This window comes from Enterobacter sp. RHBSTW-00994, assembly GCF_013782625.1.
Taxonomy (GTDB): Bacteria; Pseudomonadota; Gammaproteobacteria; order Enterobacterales; family Enterobacteriaceae; genus Enterobacter.
The window spans coordinates 1,539,102-1,562,286 of record NZ_CP056199.1; the positions used below are offsets into that span (position 1 = coordinate 1,539,102).

18 protein-coding genes and 1 CRISPR repeat array are annotated in these 23,185 nt (G+C 53.0%); of the genes, 8 read left to right on the plus strand and 10 right to left on the minus strand.

The window, feature by feature from the left end; translation table 11 throughout:
• Window positions 1-38: 38 nt before the first annotated feature.
• Window positions 39-485, plus strand: coding sequence for a type III secretion system invasion protein IagB (gene iagB / locus HV346_RS07265; RefSeq protein WP_181622858.1), 447 nt, complete (start codon window positions 39-41; stop codon window positions 483-485).
• A 135-nt stretch (window positions 486-620) separates the two neighbouring features.
• Window positions 621-2,441, plus strand: a complete 1,821-nt coding sequence (locus HV346_RS07270) for a glycoside hydrolase family 19 protein (protein WP_181622859.1) — start codon at window positions 621-623, stop codon at window positions 2,439-2,441.
• A gap of 88 nt (window positions 2,442-2,529) precedes the next feature.
• On the opposite strand, the gene HV346_RS07275 is transcribed toward HV346_RS07270, so the two are convergent.
• The 4 genes from HV346_RS07275 to poxB form a co-directional block, all read right to left on the minus strand.
• Window positions 2,530-3,543, minus strand: a complete 1,014-nt coding sequence (locus HV346_RS07275) for an NAD(P)-dependent oxidoreductase (protein WP_181622860.1) — start codon at window positions 3,541-3,543, stop codon at window positions 2,530-2,532.
• 93 nt (window positions 3,544-3,636) lie between these two features.
• Entirely contained in the window at window positions 3,637-5,073 is a 1,437-nt protein-coding gene (locus tag HV346_RS07280; RefSeq protein WP_181622861.1) for an SDR family oxidoreductase, read from the minus strand.
• 14 nt (window positions 5,074-5,087) lie between these two features.
• A complete protein-coding gene (ltaE, locus tag HV346_RS07285; RefSeq protein WP_181622862.1) occupies window positions 5,088-6,089 on the minus strand; it encodes a low-specificity L-threonine aldolase in 1,002 nt (333 codons plus the stop codon).
• A gap of 37 nt (window positions 6,090-6,126) precedes the next feature.
• Complete coding sequence (gene poxB / locus HV346_RS07290) at window positions 6,127-7,845, minus strand: ubiquinone-dependent pyruvate dehydrogenase (RefSeq protein ID WP_181622863.1); 1,719 nt, start codon at window positions 7,843-7,845, stop codon at window positions 6,127-6,129.
• Between the two features lie 152 nt (window positions 7,846-7,997).
• Here poxB and HV346_RS07295 point away from each other — a divergent pair, with 152 nt between their 5' ends.
• Window positions 7,998-8,432 carry a DoxX family protein gene (locus HV346_RS07295; RefSeq protein WP_181622864.1) on the plus strand — a complete coding sequence of 145 codons (435 nt, stop codon included), beginning with the start codon at window positions 7,998-8,000 and terminating at the stop codon, window positions 8,430-8,432.
• 180 nt (window positions 8,433-8,612) lie between these two features.
• Window positions 8,613-8,820: direct repeats of the CRISPR family, unit length 28 nt; unit sequence GTTCACTGCCGTACAGGCAGCTTAGAAA.
• A gap of 159 nt (window positions 8,821-8,979) precedes the next feature.
• On the opposite strand, the gene hcr is transcribed toward HV346_RS07295, so the two are convergent.
• The 4 genes from hcr to aqpZ form a co-directional block, all read right to left on the minus strand.
• Complete coding sequence (gene hcr / locus HV346_RS07300; RefSeq protein ID WP_181622865.1) at window positions 8,980-9,948, minus strand: NADH oxidoreductase; 969 nt, start codon at window positions 9,946-9,948, stop codon at window positions 8,980-8,982.
• A gap of 10 nt (window positions 9,949-9,958) precedes the next feature.
• The gene (hcp, locus tag HV346_RS07305; protein ID WP_181622866.1) at window positions 9,959-11,611 is read right to left on the minus strand and encodes a hydroxylamine reductase; all 1,653 of its coding nucleotides are present in this window, start codon (window positions 11,609-11,611) and stop codon (window positions 9,959-9,961) included.
• Between the two features lie 144 nt (window positions 11,612-11,755).
• Window positions 11,756-12,655: a lysine exporter LysO family protein gene (locus HV346_RS07310; RefSeq protein ID WP_181622867.1), complete on the minus strand. Its 900-nt coding sequence runs from the start codon at window positions 12,653-12,655 to the stop codon at window positions 11,756-11,758.
• 181 nt (window positions 12,656-12,836) lie between these two features.
• Window positions 12,837-13,532 carry an aquaporin Z gene (gene aqpZ / locus HV346_RS07315; protein WP_181622868.1) on the minus strand — a complete coding sequence of 232 codons (696 nt, stop codon included), beginning with the start codon at window positions 13,530-13,532 and terminating at the stop codon, window positions 12,837-12,839.
• 372 nt (window positions 13,533-13,904) lie between these two features.
• Here aqpZ and HV346_RS07320 point away from each other — a divergent pair, with 372 nt between their 5' ends.
• Window positions 13,905-15,563 (plus strand): ATP-dependent endonuclease, encoded by a 1,659-nt coding sequence (locus HV346_RS07320; RefSeq protein ID WP_181622869.1) that lies wholly within the window; start codon window positions 13,905-13,907, stop codon window positions 15,561-15,563.
• Here HV346_RS07320 and HV346_RS07325 read toward each other — a convergent pair.
• On the minus strand, window positions 15,560-16,516 hold the full coding sequence (locus tag HV346_RS07325; protein ID WP_181622870.1) for a VirK/YbjX family protein: 957 nt from the start codon (window positions 16,514-16,516) through the stop codon (window positions 15,560-15,562). The two genes, HV346_RS07320 and HV346_RS07325, sit on opposite strands and share 4 nt — an antisense overlap.
• Before the next feature lie 161 nt (window positions 16,517-16,677).
• Between HV346_RS07325 and macA the strand changes: the two genes are divergently transcribed.
• Window positions 16,678-17,793: a macrolide transporter subunit MacA gene (gene macA, locus HV346_RS07330; protein WP_181622871.1), complete on the plus strand. Its 1,116-nt coding sequence runs from the start codon at window positions 16,678-16,680 to the stop codon at window positions 17,791-17,793.
• Window positions 17,790-19,730, plus strand: a complete 1,941-nt coding sequence (macB, locus tag HV346_RS07335) for a macrolide ABC transporter ATP-binding protein/permease MacB (RefSeq protein WP_181622872.1) — start codon at window positions 17,790-17,792, stop codon at window positions 19,728-19,730. The genes macA and macB overlap by 4 nt, the downstream gene beginning before the upstream one ends.
• A gap of 70 nt (window positions 19,731-19,800) precedes the next feature.
• Here macB and cspD read toward each other — a convergent pair whose 3' ends face one another.
• A complete protein-coding gene (gene cspD / locus HV346_RS07340; protein ID WP_181622873.1) occupies window positions 19,801-20,022 on the minus strand; it encodes a cold shock-like protein CspD in 222 nt (73 codons plus the stop codon).
• Between the two features lie 268 nt (window positions 20,023-20,290).
• Here cspD and clpS point away from each other — a divergent pair, with 268 nt between their 5' ends.
• Together clpS and clpA are read left to right on the plus strand one after the other, a co-directional pair.
• Window positions 20,291-20,611, plus strand: coding sequence for an ATP-dependent Clp protease adapter ClpS (gene clpS, locus HV346_RS07345; RefSeq protein ID WP_181622874.1), 321 nt, complete (start codon window positions 20,291-20,293; stop codon window positions 20,609-20,611).
• Between the two features lie 27 nt (window positions 20,612-20,638).
• The gene (clpA, locus tag HV346_RS07350) at window positions 20,639-22,918 is read left to right on the plus strand and encodes an ATP-dependent Clp protease ATP-binding subunit ClpA (RefSeq protein WP_181622875.1); all 2,280 of its coding nucleotides are present in this window, start codon (window positions 20,639-20,641) and stop codon (window positions 22,916-22,918) included.
• The last annotated feature ends 267 nt before the right edge of the window (window positions 22,919-23,185 follow it).

The following is a 23,185-nucleotide window of genomic DNA, read 5'->3' on the forward strand; positions in this document are numbered from 1 at the left end:
AAGGAGAGTATGGAAAACTGAACGGTGGGATGAATATCATGAAGCGTTTGATGTGGTTATTTTTATTCGTTTGTCCGGGTGTAATGGCCAATTGTTGGGACAGTGCTGCACATTATTACCATGTCGACCCCTATTTATTATTTGCAATAGCAAATGTGGAATCAGGAATGAATCCTTATGCCGTCGGCTGGAACCATGATGGCTCCAGAGATGTTGGGTTAATGCAGATTAACAGCTCTCACTTCAGCGAGTTAGAGCGTCAGGGGATTGATGAGTATCGCTTAATATCAGAGCCCTGCACCTCCATTATGGTGGGCGCATCAATATTATCGAAGATGATTAGAGTCTACGGTTATAACTGGGAAGCCGTTGGGGCTTATAACGCCGGGGTGAGAAAAGAGAATTACCCTAAGCGGATGCTTTATGCTCATAAAGTGTGGCGAAAATATCAGGAAATAAAAGGCAGTGAAATATACAGGGATTGATTTTTCTTTTTTGAAGGATGTTTTCCGTGTCCTTCAAAAAAGGAAAAGAACCGCATCTATGGTTTATTTATTAAAGGAATAATACATAAACCAGGAGTGCATTATCATTGTTGCTTAAATACAGGACTATTTGACATGACGAAAAGGACATTACTGAGCATTCTCGTTGCCGGGGCATGTATTGCTCCGTTTATGGCTCAGGCTGCAACGCTGCAGGCAACCAGCAGCGAACCGTACACCATGAAAGCCAGTGATTTGGCGAAAAAGGAAAAAGAACTCACCAGCTTCCCGCTGATGGCCTCGGTAAAAGATACCATCGCAACGCTGGATAACAGTCTGGTTGAGCAGATTGAGCCAGGGCGTGCTACCAACCCGGATAACGTTAAGCGCGTTGAAGGTATTGTCAAAGCAAGCGACTGGGAATATCTGTTCCCGATGCGTGCGAAAGAATATACCTACAGCAATTTCCTGAAAGCCGTGGGTAAATTCCCGGCGCTGTGTAAGACCTATAATGACGGTCGTGACAGCGATGCGATTTGCCGCAAAGAGTTGGCGACCATGTTTGCCCACTTTGCACAGGAAACGGGGGGTCATGAAAGCTGGCGTCCTGAAGCTGAATGGCGTCAGGCGCTGGTTCATGTCCGTGAAATGGGCTGGACCGAGGGCCAGAAAGGGGGTTACAACGGCGAATGTAACCCGAGTATTTGGCAGGGGCAGACCTGGCCGTGTGGCAAAGATAAAGACGGTGACTTTGTGAGTTACTTTGGTCGCGGCGCAAAACAGCTTTCCTATAACTACAACTATGGCCCGTTCTCGGAAGCCATGTTTGGTGACGTCCGCACGCTGCTGGATAAACCCGAACTGGTGGCAGACACCTGGCTGAACCTGGCAAGTGCGATCTTCTTCTTCGCCTATCCTCAGCCGCCTAAGCCAAGCATGTTGCAGGTGATTGACGGGACGTGGCAGCCGAACGATCGCGATAAGGCCAACGGCCTGGTCTCTGGCTTCGGTGTAACCACCCAGATCATCAACGGTGGTGTAGAGTGCGGTGGTCCGACGGAGATCGCGCAGTCTCAGAACCGTATTAAGTATTACAAAGAGTTTGCTAACTACCTGAAAGTACCGGTTCCGGCGAATGAAGTGCTGGGTTGCGCCAACATGAAACAGTTTGATGAAGGCGGTGCAGGCGCACTGAAAATTTACTGGGAGCAGGACTGGGGATGGAGTGCGGATACGCCTGACGGGAAAACCTATTCCTGCCAACTGGTGGGCTACCAGACTCCGTTCAGTGCGTTTAAAGAGGGCGACTACACCAAGTGTGTACAGAAGTTCTATAACGTGAACATTGTGAATGATGACGGTTCCTCAACAAAACCGGCTGACGAACCTGTGACGCCAGCGCCATCAGACGAAACACCAGTCCCAGCCCCAACTCCGGATGAAACGCCAGCAGAACCTGTAACGGTTAACCACGCCCCAGTGGCACACATTGCAGGCCCGATTGGTGCGGTTGAAGCGGGTGCGCAGGTTTCCCTGAGTGCTGAAGGATCAACCGATGCTGACGGCAACAAACTGACTTATACCTGGCGTTCCCAGGATGGCCAGACGGTGACGGGACAAGACAAAGCGGTTGTTACCTTCACTGCGCCAGAAGCGGCTACCGCTCAGCAGTATGAAGTGGGCCTGACCGTCAGCGACGGTGAACTGAGCAGCACCACGTCTTACCTGCTGAATGTGAAAGCGAAAGCGGCTGCACCTTCTCAGGATGAGGGGACATCTGGCGCTTATCCTGGCTGGAGTGCGAACAGCAAGTACAAAGCGGGGGATATTGTGAACAACCACGGTAAGCTCTTCCAGTGTAAACCGTTCCCGTACAGTGGCTGGTGTAACAACGCCCCGGCCTACTACGAACCGGGCGCAGGTCTGGCCTGGTCTGACGCCTGGACTGCGCTGTAAAAACGAACGGCAACCCGAGGGTTGCCGTTTTCGTGTTTTCCGCTCCGTTAAGAGAGGGAATTGTCACGACTGGTGCTTTCAGGTGTGACTAGCGGTGCAATTTCCCGTGATCCCGTAACCAGGCTGCAGTGCGTACGATCCCGTCATCCAGCGTGACGACGGGTTTATACCCCAGCTCGTTCTCCGCGCGCGTTGTGTCCAGCGTGAAATCGAAATTGAGCTTCGATACGCCATAATGCGTCAACGCAGGTTCTTTTGCCGACTTGCTACCGAAACGCTCCATACTGCGGGCGATCATATCCAGCATGGGATACGGCACAGAACGGATGCGACAGTGAATATTCAGTTCATCAATCAAGCGTTGCACGATGCTACGCAGCGCCTGAGGCTCACCGTTGGTAATGTTGTAGGCGCGGCCTGACGGTAAATGATCGCATGCAGTCTGGCTGGCCAGCCACATGGCATGAACGGCATTTTCGTAATAGGTCATATCCACCAGTGCATCGCCACCACGTGGAAGTAACACGCTGCCGTAGTGATGCATCATCTGCGCCAGGCGTGGGATAAATACTTTGTCATGCGGTCCGAACAGGCTTTGCGGACGCAGGATGGTAAAACGGGTATGCGGGTTCGACTGCGCCAGCAGATCGATCACCTCTTCGCTGGCGGCTTTACTGCGCGCAAACTCGCAGGCAAAACGTGCCGGGCGAAAATCTTCCTGAACATTACGGTGGTGGTGATAATCGAAATAAAGGGAAGGGGAGGAGATATGAACAAAATTACGTACGCCCCAGGCTACCGCCCACTCACCCAGACGACGCGTGGCGCGGACGTTGGCGAGATCAAAGGCTTCCTGTGTGCCCCACGGGGAGGTAAAACTGGAACAGTGCCACAGCGTATCGATTCCGGCGAGCATCACTTTAGCCTGAGAGGAAACCAGTTCCGTCAGGTCGGCATGGACAAATTCTGCGCCCATTTTTTGCAGCAGTTTTCCCATCGCCTCGTTGCGACCGGTCGCCCTGACGCTAATGCCTTTGTTGCGCAGAAACTCGACCGCGTTTCGGCCTAAGCCGCTGGTCGCACCGGTAACCAGTACCTTCATATCAATCCACTGTGTTGAAAAAGAATTTCGTGCGCATTCTTCCGTGAATTACGCCTGTATGCAATGGGAAAGGTGAAAGAATAAGAGTTTTATTTAGATCTTTTCCTTCTTTTGTTCTGCAAGCTGCGCAATACGTTTAGCCATTCCGCGAAAGATAAACAGATGCGCCGGGATCATAAACAACCAGTAGAATAACCCCGGCATACCATGGGGATGCCACCAGGCGCGGACATCCAGCTCACGGTGATCGCCCTTATCTTTGAGCGTAAAACAGAGTCGCCCAAGCCCCGGCGCTTTCATACCGAACAGCAGAGCCAGCTGCTTTTCCGGCTCGACGATGATCACTTTCCAGCTATCGACCGTATCACCGACCTGAAGATAGGATCGGCCAGGACGACCTTTCGCCAGCCTGTGCCCTACCAGCAGGTCCATCGCCCCTCGTGTTTGCCAGAGGATATTGCCGAAGAAATAGCGCTCTTTGCCGCCAATCTGGTTAACCACTTCCCAGAGTGCTTCCAGGCTGGCCTGCGTTTTAACGGTACAACCTGCCTGCTTCGGGTAATACCCATACTCTGGCCGCCAGCGGGCAAACGCCTGCGCGTCATACCCCCAATCACTGGAGTTCACCAGCTTCTCTTCTTCTTTCAGCGTGTTACGCACTGCGTCATCAAAACGGATCAGATCCTGCGGAATCAGCGCGCGCAGATCGCGGTCGTCCGCCAGGAGATCGTGTTTCAGCCCCTGGATCAGTGCTTTTGCCGTCGTGGGAGGAACCGAGGTGATGACATTTAAAAACCACACGGAGATCCAGCGGGTGGGGAAAGGGACTGGAACCAGCCAGCGATGACGACCGCTGACAGCCATAAAATGTTCGAACTGCGCCTGATAGGTCAACACTTCAGGCCCGGCCGCCTCCAGAACCCGGTGTTGTTCTGCGGGATGACGCAGGAGTTCAACCAGATAATGCAGCAGATTCTCCAGGGCGATGGGCGTGGTGCGTGAACGCACCCAGCGCGGCGGGGTTAATATCGGCAGGTTGTAAACCATATCGCGCATCACTTCAAACGCAGCGGAACCCGCACCGACGATAATGCCTGCCCGTAATTCCGTCAGGGGGATCGCGGCACTGCGCAGGATCTCTGCGGTCAACTGGCGCGCGCGAAGATGGTCTGATTGTTCATGTTCCGGGGCTTGCAGCGAACTTAAAAAAATCACCTGCTTCACCGGTGTTTGCAGAAGAGCATCGCGCACGTTCATCGCGACCTGACGTTCATGCGCAATAAAATCGCCACCTTCTCCCATGCTGTGAACCAGATAATAGAGGGTATCTACGCCCTCCAGCAAAGAAGGGAGCGTATCCGGCCAGTTAAGGTCGACATTGTGGCAGGCTACACCAGGCAGATTTTGTTTTTGCAGGCGTTCAGTATTACGTGCCGCTGCCAGCACCTGATGCCCTTGCTGACTTAACGCAACGGTAAGGTGTTGACCAATATAACCACTGGCCCCGAGTACCAGAATGCGTTGCGGCACGTTGTTCTCCTCAATTAACGCTGTAAAAAAGCCTGCCAGTGGCGAGCCACTTCTGCGAGCTGTTCACGGCTGACATCCAGATGCATGACCAGGCGTACCACCGGAGAGGCATTAATCAGCACACCGCGTGCTTTCATAAACTCACCCAGCGCGGCCGCGTGATCATCGCCGACGCGAACAAACAGCATGTTGGTATCGTGACGCATCACGTCAGCACCGATCTCGCGGAGCTGTGTTGCCATCCACGCGGCATTGTCATGATCGTCTTTCAGACGTGCGACGTTGTTTTTCAGCGCATATAAACCGGCTGCGGCCAGGATCCCGGCTTGACGCATTCCGCCGCCCGTCATCTTACGCCAGCGATTGGCGCGCTTAATGTAGTCAGCATTGCCTACTAACAGCGAGCCAACCGGCGTACCTAAGCCTTTGGAGAGGCAAATGGTGAACGAGTCGCAATATTGCGTGATCTCTTTCAGTTCACAGCCATACTCCACCACGGCGTTAAAAATACGTGCACCATCAACATGTAAACCCAGTTTGCGTTCGCGGGTAAATGCCCACGCAGCTTTCAGGTATTCACGCGGCAGCACTTTGCCGTTGTGGGTATTTTCAAGGCTGAGCAACTTTGTACGGGCAAAATGGATATCGTCGGCTTTGATTTTTGCCGCGACTTTATCGAGGGGCAGGGAGCCATCAGACGCGGCATCAATCGGTTGTGGTTGAATGCTGCCCAGTACAGCCGCACCACCGGCTTCGTACAGGTAGTTATGCGCACCCTGTCCGACGATGTACTCTTCGCCGCGTTCGCAATGGCTGAGGAGTGCAACCAGGTTGGCCTGTGTGCCGGTCGGCAGGAACAGCGCAGCCTCTTTTCCGCTCAATTCTGCGGCATAGCGCTGGAGTTCGTTGACCGTCGGGTCATCGCCGTAAACGTCGTCCCCGACCGGGGCGGCCATCATCTCTTCCAGCATGGCGCGACTCGGGCGGGTAACGGTATCACTGCGTAAATCAATCATGGCATGTCCTTATTCAGTAAAGGCGATGCCAGATGTTTTACCTGAGCCAGTTGGTTTTTGCCAGTTCAATGACTTCATCTCCGCGCCCGTTAATGATGGCGCGCAACATGTAGAGGCTAAAGCCTTTGGCCTGCTCCAGTTTGATCTGTGGTGGGATAGCCAGTTCTTCTTTTGCGACCACCACATCCACCAGAACAGGGCCGTCGATGGAGAAGGCTCGCTGCAGTGCTTCATCTACCTCGGAGGCTTTTTCAACGCGGATCCCGGTGATGCCGCAGGCTTCGGCAATACGGGCGAAGTGGGTATCGTGCAGTTCTGTCCCATCCGTCAGATACCCCCCGGCTTTCATCTCCATCGCCACAAAACCGAGCACGCTGTTGTTAAAGACCACGATTTTGAGCGGAAGCTTCATCTGTGCGACAGACAAAAAATCCCCCATCAACATGCTGAACCCGCCATCGCCACACATCGCGACCACCTGGCGATCCGGTACGGTGGCTTTCGCACCCAGCGCCTGTGGCATGGCGTTTGCCATCGAGCCGTGGTTGAACGAGCCGAGCAGGCGGCGTTTACCATTCATTTTCAGATAGCGCGCAGCCCACACGGTCGGCGTACCAACATCACAGGTGAAGATAGCGTCATCTGCCGCGAAATGGCTGATCTGCTGCGCCAGATACTGCGGGTGAATGGCTTTCTCACTGGGTTTTGCCAGGTCATCCAGACCCTTACGTGCTTCGCGATAATCACTCAGCGCCTTGTCGAGGAACTGACGATCGGTTTTCTCTTCCAGATGGGGCAACAGGGCGGCAAGCGTTGCTTTGATATCGCCTATCAGCGCCATATCGACTTTGCTGTGCGCACCAATACTGGCGGGGTTGATATCAATCTGAATGATTTTGGCATCGGCAGGGTAGAAAGGACGATAGGGGAATTGTGTTCCGAGCAATACCAGCGTGTCGGCATTCATCATGGTGTGGAACCCGGAAGAGAAGCCGATAAGCCCGGTCATACCGACATCATAAGGGTTATCGTATTCCACGTGCTCCTTGCCACGCAGGGCGTGGACAATTGGCGCTTTCAGTTTTCCGGCAAATTCCAGGAGCTCTTTGTGTGCTCCGGCGCAGCCGCTGCCGCACATCAGGGCAATGTTGCTGGAATAGCGCAGCAGTTGAGCCAGTTTTTTCAGCTCTTCTTCGGGAGGGATAACCATCGGCTGCGGCGCGTGATACCAGTGTGTGCTGGCGCTTTCAGGCGCAGCTTTCAGCGCAACATCACCGGGTAATACCACCACTGAAACGCCACGGTTCAGCACCGCTTTACGCAGGGCAATTGCCAGCACCTGGGGGATCTGCTCCGGGGTGGAGACCAGCTCGCAATAGTGGCTGCATTCACGGAACAGCTCCTGAGGATGCGTTTCCTGAAAATAGCCGCTGCCGATTTCGGTCGAGGGAATGTGGGCGGCAATCGCCAGCACCGGAACATGATTGCGATGACAGTCGAACAGGCCGTTAATTAAATGCAAATTCCCCGGCCCGCATGACCCGGCACAAACTGCCAGCTCACCCGTGAGTTGCGCTTCGGCTCCAGCGGCAAATGCAGCCACTTCTTCGTGGCGAGTCGGCATCCATTCGATAGTTTTCATCTTATTGAGGCTGTCACTTAGCCCGTTAAGCGAGTCGCCAGTGACACCCCAGATGCGTTTTACACCTGCCTGTTCAAGCGTTTTGGCAATATAGGCAGCTACGGTTTGTTTCATGGTTGTCCGTCTCCTTTTTGTGATATCGCTTACAAGCTTAGATGAAACTCACCGCAACGCCCGGTAATTCCCCACCATTAAAAGGTGCTTTTCATTGGTATCTATTCAGATTAGTCTGATGAAACCTCGGGTGAAAACAGGAATCATTTCAGATGGTTAAATCATTGTTAATTACTGTTAATAAAAAGCTAGCGTGCGACGATCTTGGCAAACTTTTGTTACGACTCGCCGTCGGCGGGTTGATGCTGTTTCACGGTTTACACAAACTCTTTGGTGGCGTGGGTTTCATCAGCGGCATGCTGGTGGAAAAAGGGCTGCCCGGTTTTATCGCCTACGGTGTGTTAGTGGGGGAAGTGGTCGCGCCGGTTCTGATTATTCTGGGGATCTTCACGCGTCCCGCTGCGCTGGTACTGGCATTTACAATGGTCGTGGCATGGCTGATGGTGGGAACAGGCGAAACGTTCGCGCTGGATGCGGTGGGCGCATGGGCGATTGAAAGCCTGGTCTATTTCTTTATTGGCGCGCTTGCCGTCGCATTTCTAGGCGCAGGACGTTATGCCCTGGCGAAAGATCCGGCGTGGCAGTGAACGTTGTTCCTTGTTAACCGGAAATGATTTTTTAAAAAAGGGTCTGCGGACCCTTTTTTATTTGCCGGTTATAACCTATTGATTTTCTTGGCTTGAAATAACGGTGAGGAAAAAAGGGTTTTTTTCAGGAAAAAGAATAATTCTGTTTATTAGACAACAGGATAGGTGTAGATTGCTTCAGTTCACTGCCGTACAGGCAGCTTAGAAAAGTTGGCGGTTAAGCGCTGCGTTTTCATTCGCGTTCACTGCCGTACAGGCAGCTTAGAAAGGTGGTAACTCATCATTACACAGAACCCATTCGTTCACTGCCGTACAGGCAGCTTAGAAACCGAATAACACCTCCACAAATAACCGCGTCAAGTTCACTGCCGTACAGGCAGCTTAGAAAAATCGAAAGGGTCAACGTTTAAGGATTGGAACGTTCACTGGCAGCTTAAACATTCACATCAGCAGACCCGCACAGGGTGGCGATTAATCCTGCATCAACCCCCTGAAATGACCACTACGAAAAACTGTGCCCAGCAGCAGTACCGCCGGGCACAGGTTATCAGGCCAGGACCAAATCACCCTGCGGATGGCAGGAGCACGCCAGTACGTAGCCTTCGGCAATCTCTGCGTCCGTTAACGTCATGGTGCTGGTGACGGTGTAGTTACCCTCAACCACTTTCGTTTTACAGCAACCACATACACCAGCGCGACAGGCGGCAACCACGGGCACGTTGTTGCTTTCCAGCGCATCCAGCAGCGTACTCCCCACACGACCAAAGAATGTCTGCGCCGGTTGCAGCTTAGTGAATTTGATGCCGCTGGTGGCGGCTTCAGCAACGGGCGTGAAGAATTGCTCTTTGAAGAAGCGGGTCACACCCAGTGCTGTCACCTCTTTTTCCACGATATCCATGTACGGCGCTGGGCCACAGGTCATTACCGTTCGGCTGGCAATGTCCGGTACGCTTTGCAGCAGTTCACGGCTCAGACGACCCGGCACAAAACCGTGGGTGGCGTTGTTTTCAGCCACCAGCGTGACGGGATAATTGCGCCATTCGTCGGCAAAAATGACATCGTCGGGTGAACGCACGCTGAAAATCACCTGTACGTCGGCCTGAGGACGGTTTTTTGCCAGCCAGCGGCGCATCGACATCACCGGCGTCACGCCACAACCGGCTGCCAGCAGCAGGAATTTATCTTCAGCCTTGTCATCGCAGGTGAAATCCCCCTGAGCATCAGACAGCCAGATGTAATCTCCGCGTTTTACGTCACGAGTCAGCCACTGGGAACCTGCGCCGTCATCAATCCGACGGATGGTGAGCGTAATGTACTCGCTCACGCCCGGCGTAGACGAGATCGTATAAGCGCGAAGGGTATCGGCAGAGTGGCGAACGCTGACCAGCGCGTACTGACCTGCACGGTACGGATAGTAGTCATGGCACAGCAGCGAGAGCGTCCACACATCCGGCGTCTCCTGATGGATGTGATGAACCTGCATCCGCCACGGACATTGTGAGGTTGGCATCGTCATGAATGGCTCCTTACGCGCTCAGCAGTTGCTGCATATCTTCTTCAACGGTAGTCACAGAACGCAGACCAAATTTCTCGTTCAGGACGGCGAGCAGGTCCGGCGTCAGGAAACCGGGAGCCGTTGGCCCGGTGACAATATTGGTCACGCCCAGAGAGAGCAGGGTCAGCAGGATCACAATCGCTTTTTGCTCGAACCAGGAAAGCACCAGAGACAGCGGCAGGTCGTTCACGCCGCAGCCCAGTTTTTCCGCCAGGGTGACGGCCAGAATAATGGCGGAGTAGGCATCGTTACACTGACCCGCATCTACCAGACGTGGCAGGCCTTCGATGTTGCCGAAGTCCAGTTTATTGAAACGGTATTTACCGCAGGCCAGTGTCAGGATCAGGCAATCCTGCGGTACGCTGGTAGCGAAATCGGTGAAGTAGTTACGTTCACCACGTGCGCCATCGCAACCGCCAATCAGGAAGATATGACGCAGTTTTTCGCGGCTCACCAGGTCGATTAAGGAATCTGCAGCACCCAGCAGGGTTTCGCGGCCAAAGCCGACGGTGATCAGGTGTTCAATTTCGCTGTACGGGAAGCCTGCCATCTGCTGGGCCTGGGCGATCACCGGGCCGAAATCATCGCCTTCAAGGTGGCTCACACCCGGCCAGCCGACGATGCTGCGCGTCCAGATCCGATCGTCATATGCACCGACGGTTGGGTCGATGATGCAGTTGGATGTCATCACGATAGGGCCAGGGAAGCGGGCAAACTCTACCTGCTGGTTCTGCCAGCCACTGCCGTAGTTACCGACCAGGTGTTTGAATTTACGCAGCTCCGGATAACCGTGCGCAGGCAGCATTTCACCATGGGTATAGACATTCACGCCCGTCCCTTCGGTTTGTTGCAGCAGATTATAGAGATCTTTGAGGTCATGCCCGGAAATCAGGATGCATTTCCCTTCGGTCGCTTTCACGTTCACCTGTGTTGGCGTTGGGTGACCGTAAGTGAGGGTTTCTCCGGCATCCAGAATGCTCATCACTTTGAAGTTCATCTGGCCAATTTCCATTGAACATTCCAGCAGTGCATTCATATCGGACGGCCATGTGCCCAGCCACGCCATAATGTTGTGGTACTGCGCGTAAATATCATTGTCGTACTGACCTAATACGTGGGCGTGTTCCATATAGGCAGCCGCACCTTTCAGGCCGTACAGACACAGCAGGCGCAGACCCAGAATGTTCTCGCCAATCGCGGCTTTGTCTTTGTTCGGGGTAAATTCGGCGGCCTGACGCTGCAATTCGCCCAGATCGTCGCTTACCAGTTGCAGACCCGCCATGGGGTTATCAACGCAGGCGGTGGCATCGGCACTCAGGCTTTGCGCTTTCAGCGCTTCACGCAGGGCGATGGCTTCGCGGGCATAACCCACAATGCGCGGGGAATCGAAGTTAACGTTAGTCAGTGTGGAGAAAAAAGCGCGGGGGGCGAAATTGTCGACATAGTGGTCGATGATGCCGTATTCACGGGCTTTTGCAGCCCATGCGGAAAGCCCTTGCAGGGCAGCAATCAGCAGATCCTGTAAATCTGATGTCTCTGCGGTTTTACCGCACATACCTTGCGCGTAGGAGCAGCCATTGCCTGCCGGGGTACGGATGGTTTGTTCACATTGCACACAAAACATAATCACACCTGTTAAAGTTATATTTGATATACATGTTTAAGGTTATGCTTGTGCCAGAAAGGTGAAAAGGGCTTTCTGCTACAAAATAGAGGGATATTGATTTAGCGCAATATTGGCGGCAGAGGAACTACCGCCAAAGAAGTATCAGGCAGAGAACAGCGCCATCAGGATGGGAACCAGCAGGCTTAAAATAAAACCATGCACAATGGCGGCGGGAACGAGCTCAAGCCCACCTGAACGCTGCAGGACCGGCAGGGTAAAGTCCATTGATGTCGCGCCGCACAACCCCAGCGCAGTAGAGCGACTGCGGCGTACAAGGCCAGGGATCAGCATAATGGCAATCAACTCACGCGCCAGGTCGTTAAAGAAGGCTGAACTGCCAATCACCGGACCGAATGATTCGGTTAACAGAATGCCGGAAAGCGAATACCAGCCAAACCCGGACGCCATCGCCAGCCCGGTTTTTAGCGGCAGGTCGAGGATAAAGGCATTAATCACGCCACCAATAAGTGAACTGGCCACCACAACAACCGCGACAATCATTCCCCGGCGATTCAGGACAATCTGTTTCAGTGTCATACCATTATTGCGTAGCTGAATACCAATCAGGAACAAAAGGAAAATCAGGGTATATTCGCTGGCTTGTGTTGCATGTTTTAAAAATGCCCATCCCGTTAGGCCAAGCAGGAAACCAAGTACGACTACGCCACAGAGTTTTAATGATTCAATGGCCATGGCAATACGCGAAGGGAGTTTTTCTTGCTGGTGGTGATTTTTCCACGGAATCGTCCGTTCCAGCCAGAAAAGCGCGGCAATATTGCACGCTAAAATAACCACAATAGTTACGGCGGAATAATGAAGGATCGACAGCAGGTTGGTGGCGAGATTATCCAGAAACGCCAGGCTTATCCCCATAAAGAAAAGAATGACGTAAACAATCCAGCTGAGAAAGCGATTGATCAGCTTTAATGCTGAAACCTGGTGCAAAGGAATAAGGTAGCCCACGATCAGGGGCAGAAGAATGATGAGGAGTCCTGAAAACATGAACCGCCGGTCCTTTTGAGTATCTGCTTAGCGCCAGAGACACTACCCAATAAAGGCTGCCCAGTAAAGTGACAAAATAAAGCCGGGCAGCGCTAACGCTTACCCGGCTTTATTTGCGTGGGAACGTGGGACCTTAATTCCGCATTCCGACCCTCTCCCATCGGGAGAGGGGAAAGTATGGTTAATCGCGTTTTTCCAGCAGAGTGCGATACAGCACACCACCCAGAATACCGCCGATGATTGGCATCACCCAGAACAGCCACAGCTGTTCAAGTGCCCAACCGCCCTGGAAAATAGCGACTGCGGTGCTACGGGCCGGGTTAACGGAAGTATTGGTTACTGGAATAGAAATCAGGTGAATCAGCGTTAATGCCAGGCCGATAGCAATAGGGGCGAAACCGGCTGGCGCGTGTTTGTCCGTTGCACCGTGAATAACCAGCAGGAAGCCTGCGGTCAGTACAATTTCAATCACGATAGCAGACAGCATAGAGTAGCCGCCTGGTGAGTGTTCACCATAACCGTTAGAGGCAAAGCCGCTGGCCGCTGCGTCAAAGCCTGCTTTGCCGCTGGCAATAACATACAGCACTGCGGCTGCAATAATGCCACCGACGACCTGAGCAACAATATAGCCAATCACCTCTTTCGCCGGGAAACGTCCGCCAGCCCAGAGTCCTAATGTCACCGCCGGGTTAAAATGACCGCCGGAAATATGTCCCACGGCAAACGCCATAGTTAAAACGGTTAAGCCAAAAGCCAGCGCGACACCGACAAAACCAATCCCTAATTCCGGAAATGCTGCTGCCAGAACTGCACTACCGCAGCCACCAAACACCAGCCAGAATGTACCGAAACATTCTGCCGCTAATTTTCTGAACATAACCACCTCAATTAAAATGTCCGGGCGCTATCCTGCGCACGGGTTATATCGCCATAAAGGGATGACGACTCAAAGAGCGAGTATTTTAGAAACCAACAACACCCCTTCGCCACTTAAATAAATTCGATTAATTTGATTTAAGGCAATGTGATGTCAATCCTTGTTCGAACGGGAGGTGAATAAAGCATAGTTCAATTCTGAAAACAGAGTTTCTTTCGCTAAACCAATATTTCAAATGAAACCTGACATGAAAATTCGCAATTTATTGCGTTCTGTCGACATAACCTGACTTTCCGGGAGTGTCCTGTCTGCGTACGAGCCGTTATACTGCTGATAACTTGAAGGAAAAAAGTTCTGTTACCCGGAGGGTGTATGCTTCTCGAACGTGTCGATATCGTAGGGTTTCGTGGCATTAATCGGTTATCGCTAATGCTGGAGCAGAACAATGTCCTGATTGGGGAAAACGCCTGGGGTAAGTCCAGCCTGCTGGATGCGCTTACGCTACTGCTTTCCCCCGAAGACGATTTATACCATTTCGTGCATGATGATTTCTGGTTCCCGCCAGGTGATGTCATGGGGCGCGAAAAGCATCTGCATATTATTCTGACATTTCGGGAAGCTGAGCCAGGGCGTCACCGCGTGCGTCGCTTCCGGCCAATGTCGCCCTGCTGGGTGCAATGTGATGACGACTATCACCGCATTTTTTACCGCCTTGAAGGTGAGCTGGATGAAACCGAGGGCGTACTGACCCTGCGTGAATTCCTCGATGCGAAAGGCAACCCGATCCCGCTGGAGAATATCGATGATCAGGCGCGTCATCTGATACGTTTGATGCCGGTCCTGCGTTTGCGCGATGCGCGTTTTATGCGCCGTATTCGCAACGGCACAGTCCCCAATATGCCTGAAGCGGAAGTTACCGCCCGTGAGCTGGATTTTCTGGCGCGAGAACTGGTTTCCCGGCCACAGAATTTAACCGACGGCCAGATCCGCCAGGGGCTGTCTGCCATGGTGCAATTGCTGGAGCATTACTTTTCTGAGCAGGGAATATCGCCTTCCCGAAACCGGCTGATGCGTCGCCGCTCTCATGACGAGCAGCGTAGCTGGCGTTACCTCGATATCATTAACCGGATGATCGACAAACCTGGAGGTCGAACTCATCGGGTTATTTTGCTGGGATTGTTTTCCACACTCTTGCAGGCCAAAGGTACGGTCCGGCTGGACCGGGATGCGCGCCCGTTGCTGTTAGTGGAAGATCCCGAAACGCGTCTGCATCCCATCATGCTCTCCGTTGCCTGGCATTTGCTTAATCTCTTGCCCCTTCAGCGTATTACCACCACCAACTCCGGTGAGCTGTTATCGCTGACGCCGGTGGAATACGTCTGCCGTCTGGTGCGTGAATCATCACGCGTTTCCGCTTACCGCCTTGGTCCAGGCGGATTAAGCGCGGAAGACGGGCGTCGTATTGCGTTTCATATTCGTTTTAATCGTGCGTCATCGCTGTTTGCACGTTGCTGGCTACTGGTCGAAGGGGAAACCGAGACCTGGGTGATTAACGAGCTTGCGCGCCAGTGCGGTCATCATTTCGATGCGGAAGGCATTAAAGTCATCGAGTTTGCGCAATCGGGATTAAAGCCACTGATCAAATTTGCCCGTCGGATGGGGATTGAATGGCACGTGCTGGTGGATGGTGATGAAGCCGGTAAAAAATATGCCTCAACCGTGCGTGGCCTGCTGAACAATGACCGTGATGAAGAGCGGGATCATCTGACGGTATTACCCGCCATGGACATGGAGCATTTCATGTATCGACAGGGCTTTGATGATGTTTTCCATCGCGTCGCAATGGTTCCTGTCGATGTGCCGATGAATATGCGGCGAGTGATCGCTAAAGCCATTCATCGATCGTCAAAACCGGATTTAGCGATAGAAGTTGCAACGGAAGCGGGAAAACGGGGCGTTGAGTCTGTACCAACTCTGCTGCGCAAAATGTTCTCCCGCGTGATGTGGCTGGCACGCGGGAGAGCGGATTAACTGTGAGTGGCCTGTTTGACCTGGTCAATCAGGCTGTCCAGTAACTCATAGCGACGGCGGTATTCCGAGCGTTTCTTGCTGGCAATCTCTTCCATCGGTTTACGCGGCATGGTCAGCGGCATCACGAAGTTACCACTGCTGGATTGCTCTCCGCCAAGGGAGAGCCAGAAGCTGTCATAATCTGCCAGCAACTTACCTTCTTTTTTCTTGCGATAACGCCAGCTGCGATAGATGTGGGTGGCGTTACTCACGGCAACAATCTGTTCTACCGGGAAGGCTGCACCCAGCGTCATGGCCGTTTCAACCAGAAGACGTTTCGGGAATAAACCGTGGCATGCTTTGGTTGCGCCCTGGATGAGTTCATGGGAGACATACGATTTGGCTCCCTGTAATCCACCAATGAAGAGCGTGGACTTGCCCTCAAACTGGCACAACGTAAAGGTCATTTCTGCCAGTACGGTGTTTTGATGGTCGCAGAATGCAATTGTTGCTTCGCCTTCTTTGTCGAGAAACGCATCGGCACACAGACGCACGGTAAATTGCTGTTCGTCTTTGCCTGTCAGCGTTAGCAGTGTCACACCCTGTTTAGACAAATAACCGTTCATCAACACAGGTGGAAGCTTACGGCTCATCGTCTGGTAATGGCAGTTAAGTGATTCCAGAGACTGCTGGCGGTTCATATTAACGGTAAGCCACGGACGGTGAAGACGACACGGCAGACCAGGCTGCACCTGGAGCATTTGCATCAGACGTGGTTGCTTTGCAAGGCTTGTCAGCAGACGAGCGGTGCTAAACGGTGTAGCCAGCGAACGTAACATGAATTTACGACGATAGGATGGGTTTTGCCACGCCAACCCTGGGGTGAGCGCGCCTGATGCCAGGCTCGTAAAGAGCTGCCAGCCAGATTTAGGTTGTGGCTGTTGTGAATAAGGTGTATCGACGATAGAAGACATGATAGATCCCGACTGCTTTTAGGAAGATCTCTATTTCAGCAGGCGAATTATCAACATCTCGTAAACAATTTATGACCATTATAAGAAACAGGGGTTTCGTTGAAGGGCTGTTTAGATAGAATCAACGGTTATGATTGCCAGGACACTTATTTGGAATATTTATGAACCTCAAGGGAAAACGCAGGAAGCTGCTTCTGCTGCTGGCCGTGGTTGTGTTGGCGGGTGGATTTTGGTTATGGCAGGTGTTAAATGCGCCTGTTCCACAATATCAAACACTGATTGTTCGCCCAGGTGAGCTGCAACAAAGTGTACTGGCGACGGGGAAACTGGATGCGTTGCGTAAAGTTGACGTAGGGGCACAGGTGAGCGGCCAGTTAAAAACGCTGTCGGTTGAGATTGGCGATAAGGTAAAAAAAGGCCAGTTACTGGGGGTGATTGATCCTGAACAGGCTGAAAACCAGATCCGTGAAGTGGAAGCAACACTAATGGAGCTGCGTGCCCAGCGCAGCCAGGCGGAAGCAGAGCGTAACCTCGCGAAGGTAACGCTGGCACGTCAGCAGGCGCTTGCCAAAACCCAGGCGATATCGAAGCAGGATCTGGATACCTCCGCGACGCAACTGGCGGTAAAACAGGCGCAGATGGGCACAATTGACGCCCAGATTAAGCGCAATCAGGCCACGCTCGATACGGCAAAAACGAACCTCGACTACACGCGCATCGTGGCGCCAATGGCCGGTGAAGTTACGCAAATCACCACGCTTCAGGGGCAAACGGTGATTGCGGCTCAACAAGCGCCAAATATCCTCACGCTGGCCGATATGGGAACGATGCTGGTAAAAGCGCAGGTGTCGGAAGCCGATGTTATCCATCTTAAACCGGGGCAAAATGCCTGGTTTACAGTGCTTGGCGACCCGCAAACCCGTTACGAAGGTGTGCTCAAAGATATCCTGCCGACACCGGAAAAAGTAAACGACGCTATCTTCTACTATGCCCGTTTCGAGGTTCCTAACCCGCAGGGCGTGTTGCGTCTGGACATGACGGCACAGGTTCATATCCAACTGACGGGAGTAAAAAATGTCCTGACCGTTCCGCTTTCCGCTTTGGGCGAAACGGCGGGAGAGAATCGCTACAAGGTGAAAGTGTTGCGCACTGGCGAAACGCGTGAGCGTGAGGTGACGATAGGGGCACGAAATGACACCGATGTCGTCATTGTCAAAGGGCTGGAAGAGGGCGACGAGGTGGTGATCAGCGAAAGTCTGCCTGGAGCTGCGAAATGACGGCATTGCTTGAGCTGAATGCGATTCGCCGCAGTTACCCGTCGGGAGATGGGCCGGTGGACGTACTTAAGGGCATTTCGCTGCAGGTGGAAGCCGGAGAAATGGTGGCGATCGTGGGCGCCTCGGGTTCCGGTAAATCCACGCTGATGAACATTCTTGGCTGCCTGGACAAACCCACCAGCGGGACGTATCGCGTTGCGGGAACGGATGTATCCACCCTCGATGGCGATGCGCTGGCAAAACTGCGCCGGGAACATTTCGGCTTTATCTTCCAGCGTTATCATCTGCTTTCCCACCTGAGCGCGGCGCAAAACGTTGAGGTTCCGGCGGTGTATGCCGGTATAGAGCGTAAAAAGCGGCTTGAGCGCGCGCAGGCGCTGTTAACGCGCCTTGGGCTGGCGGAGCGTGTGGATTATCAGCCGTCGCAGTTATCGGGGGGGCAGCAGCAGCGTGTCAGCATTGCCCGCGCACTGATGAACGGTGGACAGGTGATCCTGGCTGATGAGCCCACCGGGGCGCTTGATAGCCATTCGGGGGAAGAGGTTATGGCTATCCTTCATCAGTTACGCGATCAGGGGCACACGGTGATTATTGTTACACACGATCCGCTGGTGGCGGCGCAAGCCGAGCGGATCATCGAGATCCGTGATGGCGAACTGGTCAGCAATCCTCCACCCGGACGTGTGCAGACTGGGGTACACAAAGAGGCGTTGCCCGCCACATCGGGCTGGGGGCAGTTCGTCAGCGGTTTCCGGGAGGCGCTGACAATGGCCTGGCTGGCGATGGCAGCCAATAAAATGCGGACGTTGCTCACCATGCTCGGCATCATTATCGGCATTGCTTCTGTGGTGTCGATTGTGGTGGTGGGCGATGCAGCCAAGCAACTTGTGCTGGCAGACATTCGCGCGATTGGGACGAATACCATTGATGTCTATCCCGGTAAAGATTTTGGTGATGATGAGCCTCAGTATCAGCAGGCGCTGAAATACGATGACCTGACCGCGATACAGCGACAACCCTGGGTCAATTCGGCCACGCCGGCGGTGTCGCAAAACCTGCGCCTGCGCTACGGCAATATTGATGTGGCGGCAAGTGCGAACGGCGTAAGCGGTGATTACTTCAACGTCTACGGGATGACCTTCAGCGAGGGGACCACCTTCAATGCTGAACAACTCGCGGGCAGGGCACAGGTGGTAGTTCTTGATATCAACTCGCGCCGACAGCTGTTCCCCAATAAGGCCAGTGTGGTGGGGGAGGTCATTCTGGTGGGCAATATGCCCGCGACGGTGATTGGCGTCGCGGAAGAGAAGCAGTCGATGTTTGGCAGCAGTAAAATCCTGCGCGTATGGCTGCCATATAGCACTATTTCCGGGCGGATTATGGGCCAGTCGTGGCTCAACTCCATCACCGTGCGTGTAAAAGAAGGCTACGACAGTTCGCAGGCTGAACAACAGCTTGAACGGCTGTTAACGTTACGCCACGGGAAGAAAGATTTCTTCACCTGGAATATGGACGGCCTCTTGAAAACGGCCGAAAAGACCACACGTACTCTTCAGATGTTCCTGACGCTGGTTGCCGTGATTTCACTGGTTGTCGGTGGGATTGGCGTGATGAATATCATGCTGGTATCGGTGACAGAGCGTACGCGGGAGATTGGCATTCGTATGGCAGTCGGGGCCAGAGCAAGCGATGTACTGCAGCAGTTTTTGATTGAAGCGGTGCTGGTGTGTCTGGTTGGCGGGGCGATGGGGATTGCTCTCTCGATGATGATTGCGTTCGCCTTACAACTGTTTTTGCCCGGCTGGGAAATCGGTTTCTCTCCTGTGGCGATCCTGACGGCTTTTTTATGCTCAACCTTTACCGGCGTGTTATTTGGCTGGTTGCCTGCACGAAACGCAGCCCGTCTTGATCCGGTCGATGCGCTGGCGCGTGAATAAGCCATAAATAAAAATGCCAGCCGATCGGGCTGGCATTTTGAGTGCGGGATGTACACAATGAATCAGAGAGCTATGCAACAACTTCTGCTTCAATGGGCACGATAACACTGGCATGATTGCCTTTCGGTCCCTCGTGAACATCGAACCGGACTGTTTGCCCGGCTTTGAGCGTTCTGTAACCATCCATCTGAATGGTGGAATAGTGAGCGAAGATATCCTCGCCGCCGCCTTCAGGGCAGATGAAACCAAACCCTTTGGCGTTGTTGAACCACTTAACAGTACCCATTTCCATGCTTCGACATCCTTCGTAAATCTTATTAATTAAGATGGAATGAACCGGTGGTGGAGTGGGGGCTGTTCAAAACCTCGCCAACTCACGCTTGTACAATTTAGATAAACGAAACAAGCCGTCAAGCGTTTGGCGCTGGAGTTGGGACCATAATCAACCAAAAATTTGAAGCAGTTAACGCTATTGGCAGGGTTTGTGACAGACATCGCGGATGACAGTAATAGATGATTGTTATCTAACATCTGAGGTAGATTCATAGTGATTATGAAAAATGAGTAAGACGAACGACTGGCTGGATTTTGATCAACTGGCGGAAGACAAAGTGCGTGACGCGCTAAAACCGCCATCTATGTATAAAGTTATGTTAATGAACGATGATTACACGCCGATGGAATTTGTTATTGACGTGCTACAAAAGTTCTTTTCTTATGATGTAGAACGTGCAACGCAACTGATGCTTACCGTTCACTACCGTGGTAAAGCCATTTGCGGGATTTTTACCGCAGAAGTCGCGGAGACGAAAGTGGCGATGGTGAACGACTATGCAAGGGAGAACGAGCATCCGTTGCTGTGTACGCTGGAAAAGGCCTGATAAGGCATAAAATTGGGGGAGGTGCCTATGCTCAATCAAGAACTGGAACTCAGTTTAAACATGGCTTTCGCCAGAGCGCGTGAGCACCGACATGAGTTTATGACCGTCGAGCATTTACTGCTCGCACTGCTTAGCAACCCATCTGCCCGCGAAGCGCTGGAAGCCTGCTCCGTGGATCTGGTGGCGCTACGTCAGGAACTCGAAGCCTTCATCGAACAAACCACACCGGTGCTGCCTGCCAGTGAAGAAGAGCGCGACACTCAGCCGACGCTCAGCTTCCAGCGTGTTTTGCAGCGCGCGGTGTTCCATGTCCAGTCCTCTGGCCGCAGTGAAGTGACTGGCGCAAATGTGCTGGTGGCTATCTTCAGCGAACAGGAATCACAGGCAGCGTATCTGCTGCGCAAACATGAAGTCAGTCGCCTTGATGTGGTGAACTTCATTTCTCACGGAACGCGGAAAGACGAGCCTAACCAGGCATCGGATTCCAGCAACCAGGTTAACAATACCGAAGAGCAAGCAGGCGGGGAGGATCGTATGGAAAACTTCACCACCAACCTTAACCAGCTTGCTCGCGTTGGCGGTATCGACCCGCTGATTGGCCGCGACAAAGAGCTGGAGCGTGCCATCCAGGTGCTGTGCCGTCGCCGTAAAAACAACCCGCTGCTGGTAGGGGAATCTGGCGTGGGTAAAACCGCGATTGCGGAAGGCCTTGCCTGGCGTATTGTGCAGGGTGGCGTACCGGAAGTGATTGCCGATTGCACCATCTATTCTCTGGATATTGGTTCTCTGCTGGCAGGAACCAAATACCGTGGTGATTTTGAAAAACGCTTCAAGGCGCTGTTAAAGCAACTGGAGCAGGACACCAACAGCATTCTGTTTATCGATGAAATTCATACCATCATCGGTGCGGGTGCTGCCTCTGGTGGGCAGGTGGATGCTGCTAACCTGATCAAACCGCTGCTTTCCAGTGGCAAGATCCGCGTGATGGGTTCCACGACCTACCAGGAGTTCAGCAACATTTTCGAAAAAGACCGTGCTCTGGCGCGTCGCTTCCAGAAAATCGATGTCACTGAGCCGTCTGTTGAGGAAACAGTGCAGATCATCAACGGCCTGAAACCGAAGTACGAAGCGCACCACGATGTCCGCTACACGGCGAAAGCGGTGCGAGCGGCGGTGGAACTGGCGGTGAAATACATTAACGACCGTCATCTGCCGGATAAAGCAATTGACGTCATTGACGAAGCGGGTGCGCGTGCGCGCCTGATGCCTGCCAGTAAGCGTAAGAAAACGGTTAACGTGGCGGACATTGAATCCGTGGTAGCACGCATTGCACGTATCCCTGAGAAAAGTGTCTCTCAGAGTGACCGTGACACGCTGCGTACCCTCGGCAATCGTCTGAAAATGCTGGTCTTTGGTCAGGATAAAGCCATCGAGGCTTTAACCGAAGCGATCAAAATGGCCCGTGCCGGGCTGGGACATGACCACAAACCTGTCGGTTCCTTCCTGTTTGCCGGTCCTACTGGCGTCGGGAAAACCGAGGTGACGGTTCAGCTGTCCAAAGCGCTGGGTATTGAACTGCTACGCTTTGATATGTCCGAATATATGGAGCGCCACACCGTCAGCCGTTTGATTGGTGCGCCTCCGGGATATGTAGGGTTCGACCAGGGCGGCCTGCTCACCGACGCGGTAATCAAGCATCCGCACGCGGTTCTGCTGCTTGATGAAATCGAGAAGGCACACCCGGACGTATTCAACATTCTCTTGCAGGTGATGGATAACGGGACGCTGACCGATAACAACGGGCGCAAAGCGGACTTCCGCAACGTGGTGCTGGTTATGACCACCAACGCCGGTGTACGTGAAACCGAACGTAAATCCATCGGGCTTATCCACCAGGATAACAGCACTGATGCGATGGAAGAGATCAAGAAGATCTTTACGCCGGAGTTCCGTAACCGTCTCGACAACATTATCTGGTTCGATCACCTGTCTACCGACGTGATCCATCAGGTGGTGGATAAATTCATCGTCGAGTTGCAGGTTCAACTGGATCAGAAAGGCGTGTCGCTGGAAGTAAGCCAGGAGGCCCGCAACTGGCTGGCTGAGAAAGGCTATGACCGTGCGATGGGGGCGCGTCCGATGGCGCGTGTGATCCAGGATAACCTGAAGAAACCACTGGCAAACGAGTTGTTGTTTGGCTCGCTGGTGGATGGCGGACAGGTGACGGTTGCACTGGATCAGGCGAAGAATGAGCTGACGTATGATTTCCAGAGTGCACAGAAGCATAAGCCGGAAGCGGCGCACTGATTTCGAATATTAGTCTTAAAAAACCGGGCAATTGCCCGGTTTTTTTATGCCTGCTTTTCTCCCTCTCCCCATGGGAGAGGGCATCAGGCCGCACTGAAATTTTGCGAGGCGCTTTCCAGTTTATTGCGGTAATGATTGCTGGATAAATTTACAGTAATAAAATGGCGGCGCACCTGCAAAATCAGGTGTCAGGATTGGCGTCCTGATTACACGAGAGAAATGATGTTGATTCGTCGACTATCATAAGGTTCGTTCACACTTTTGAAA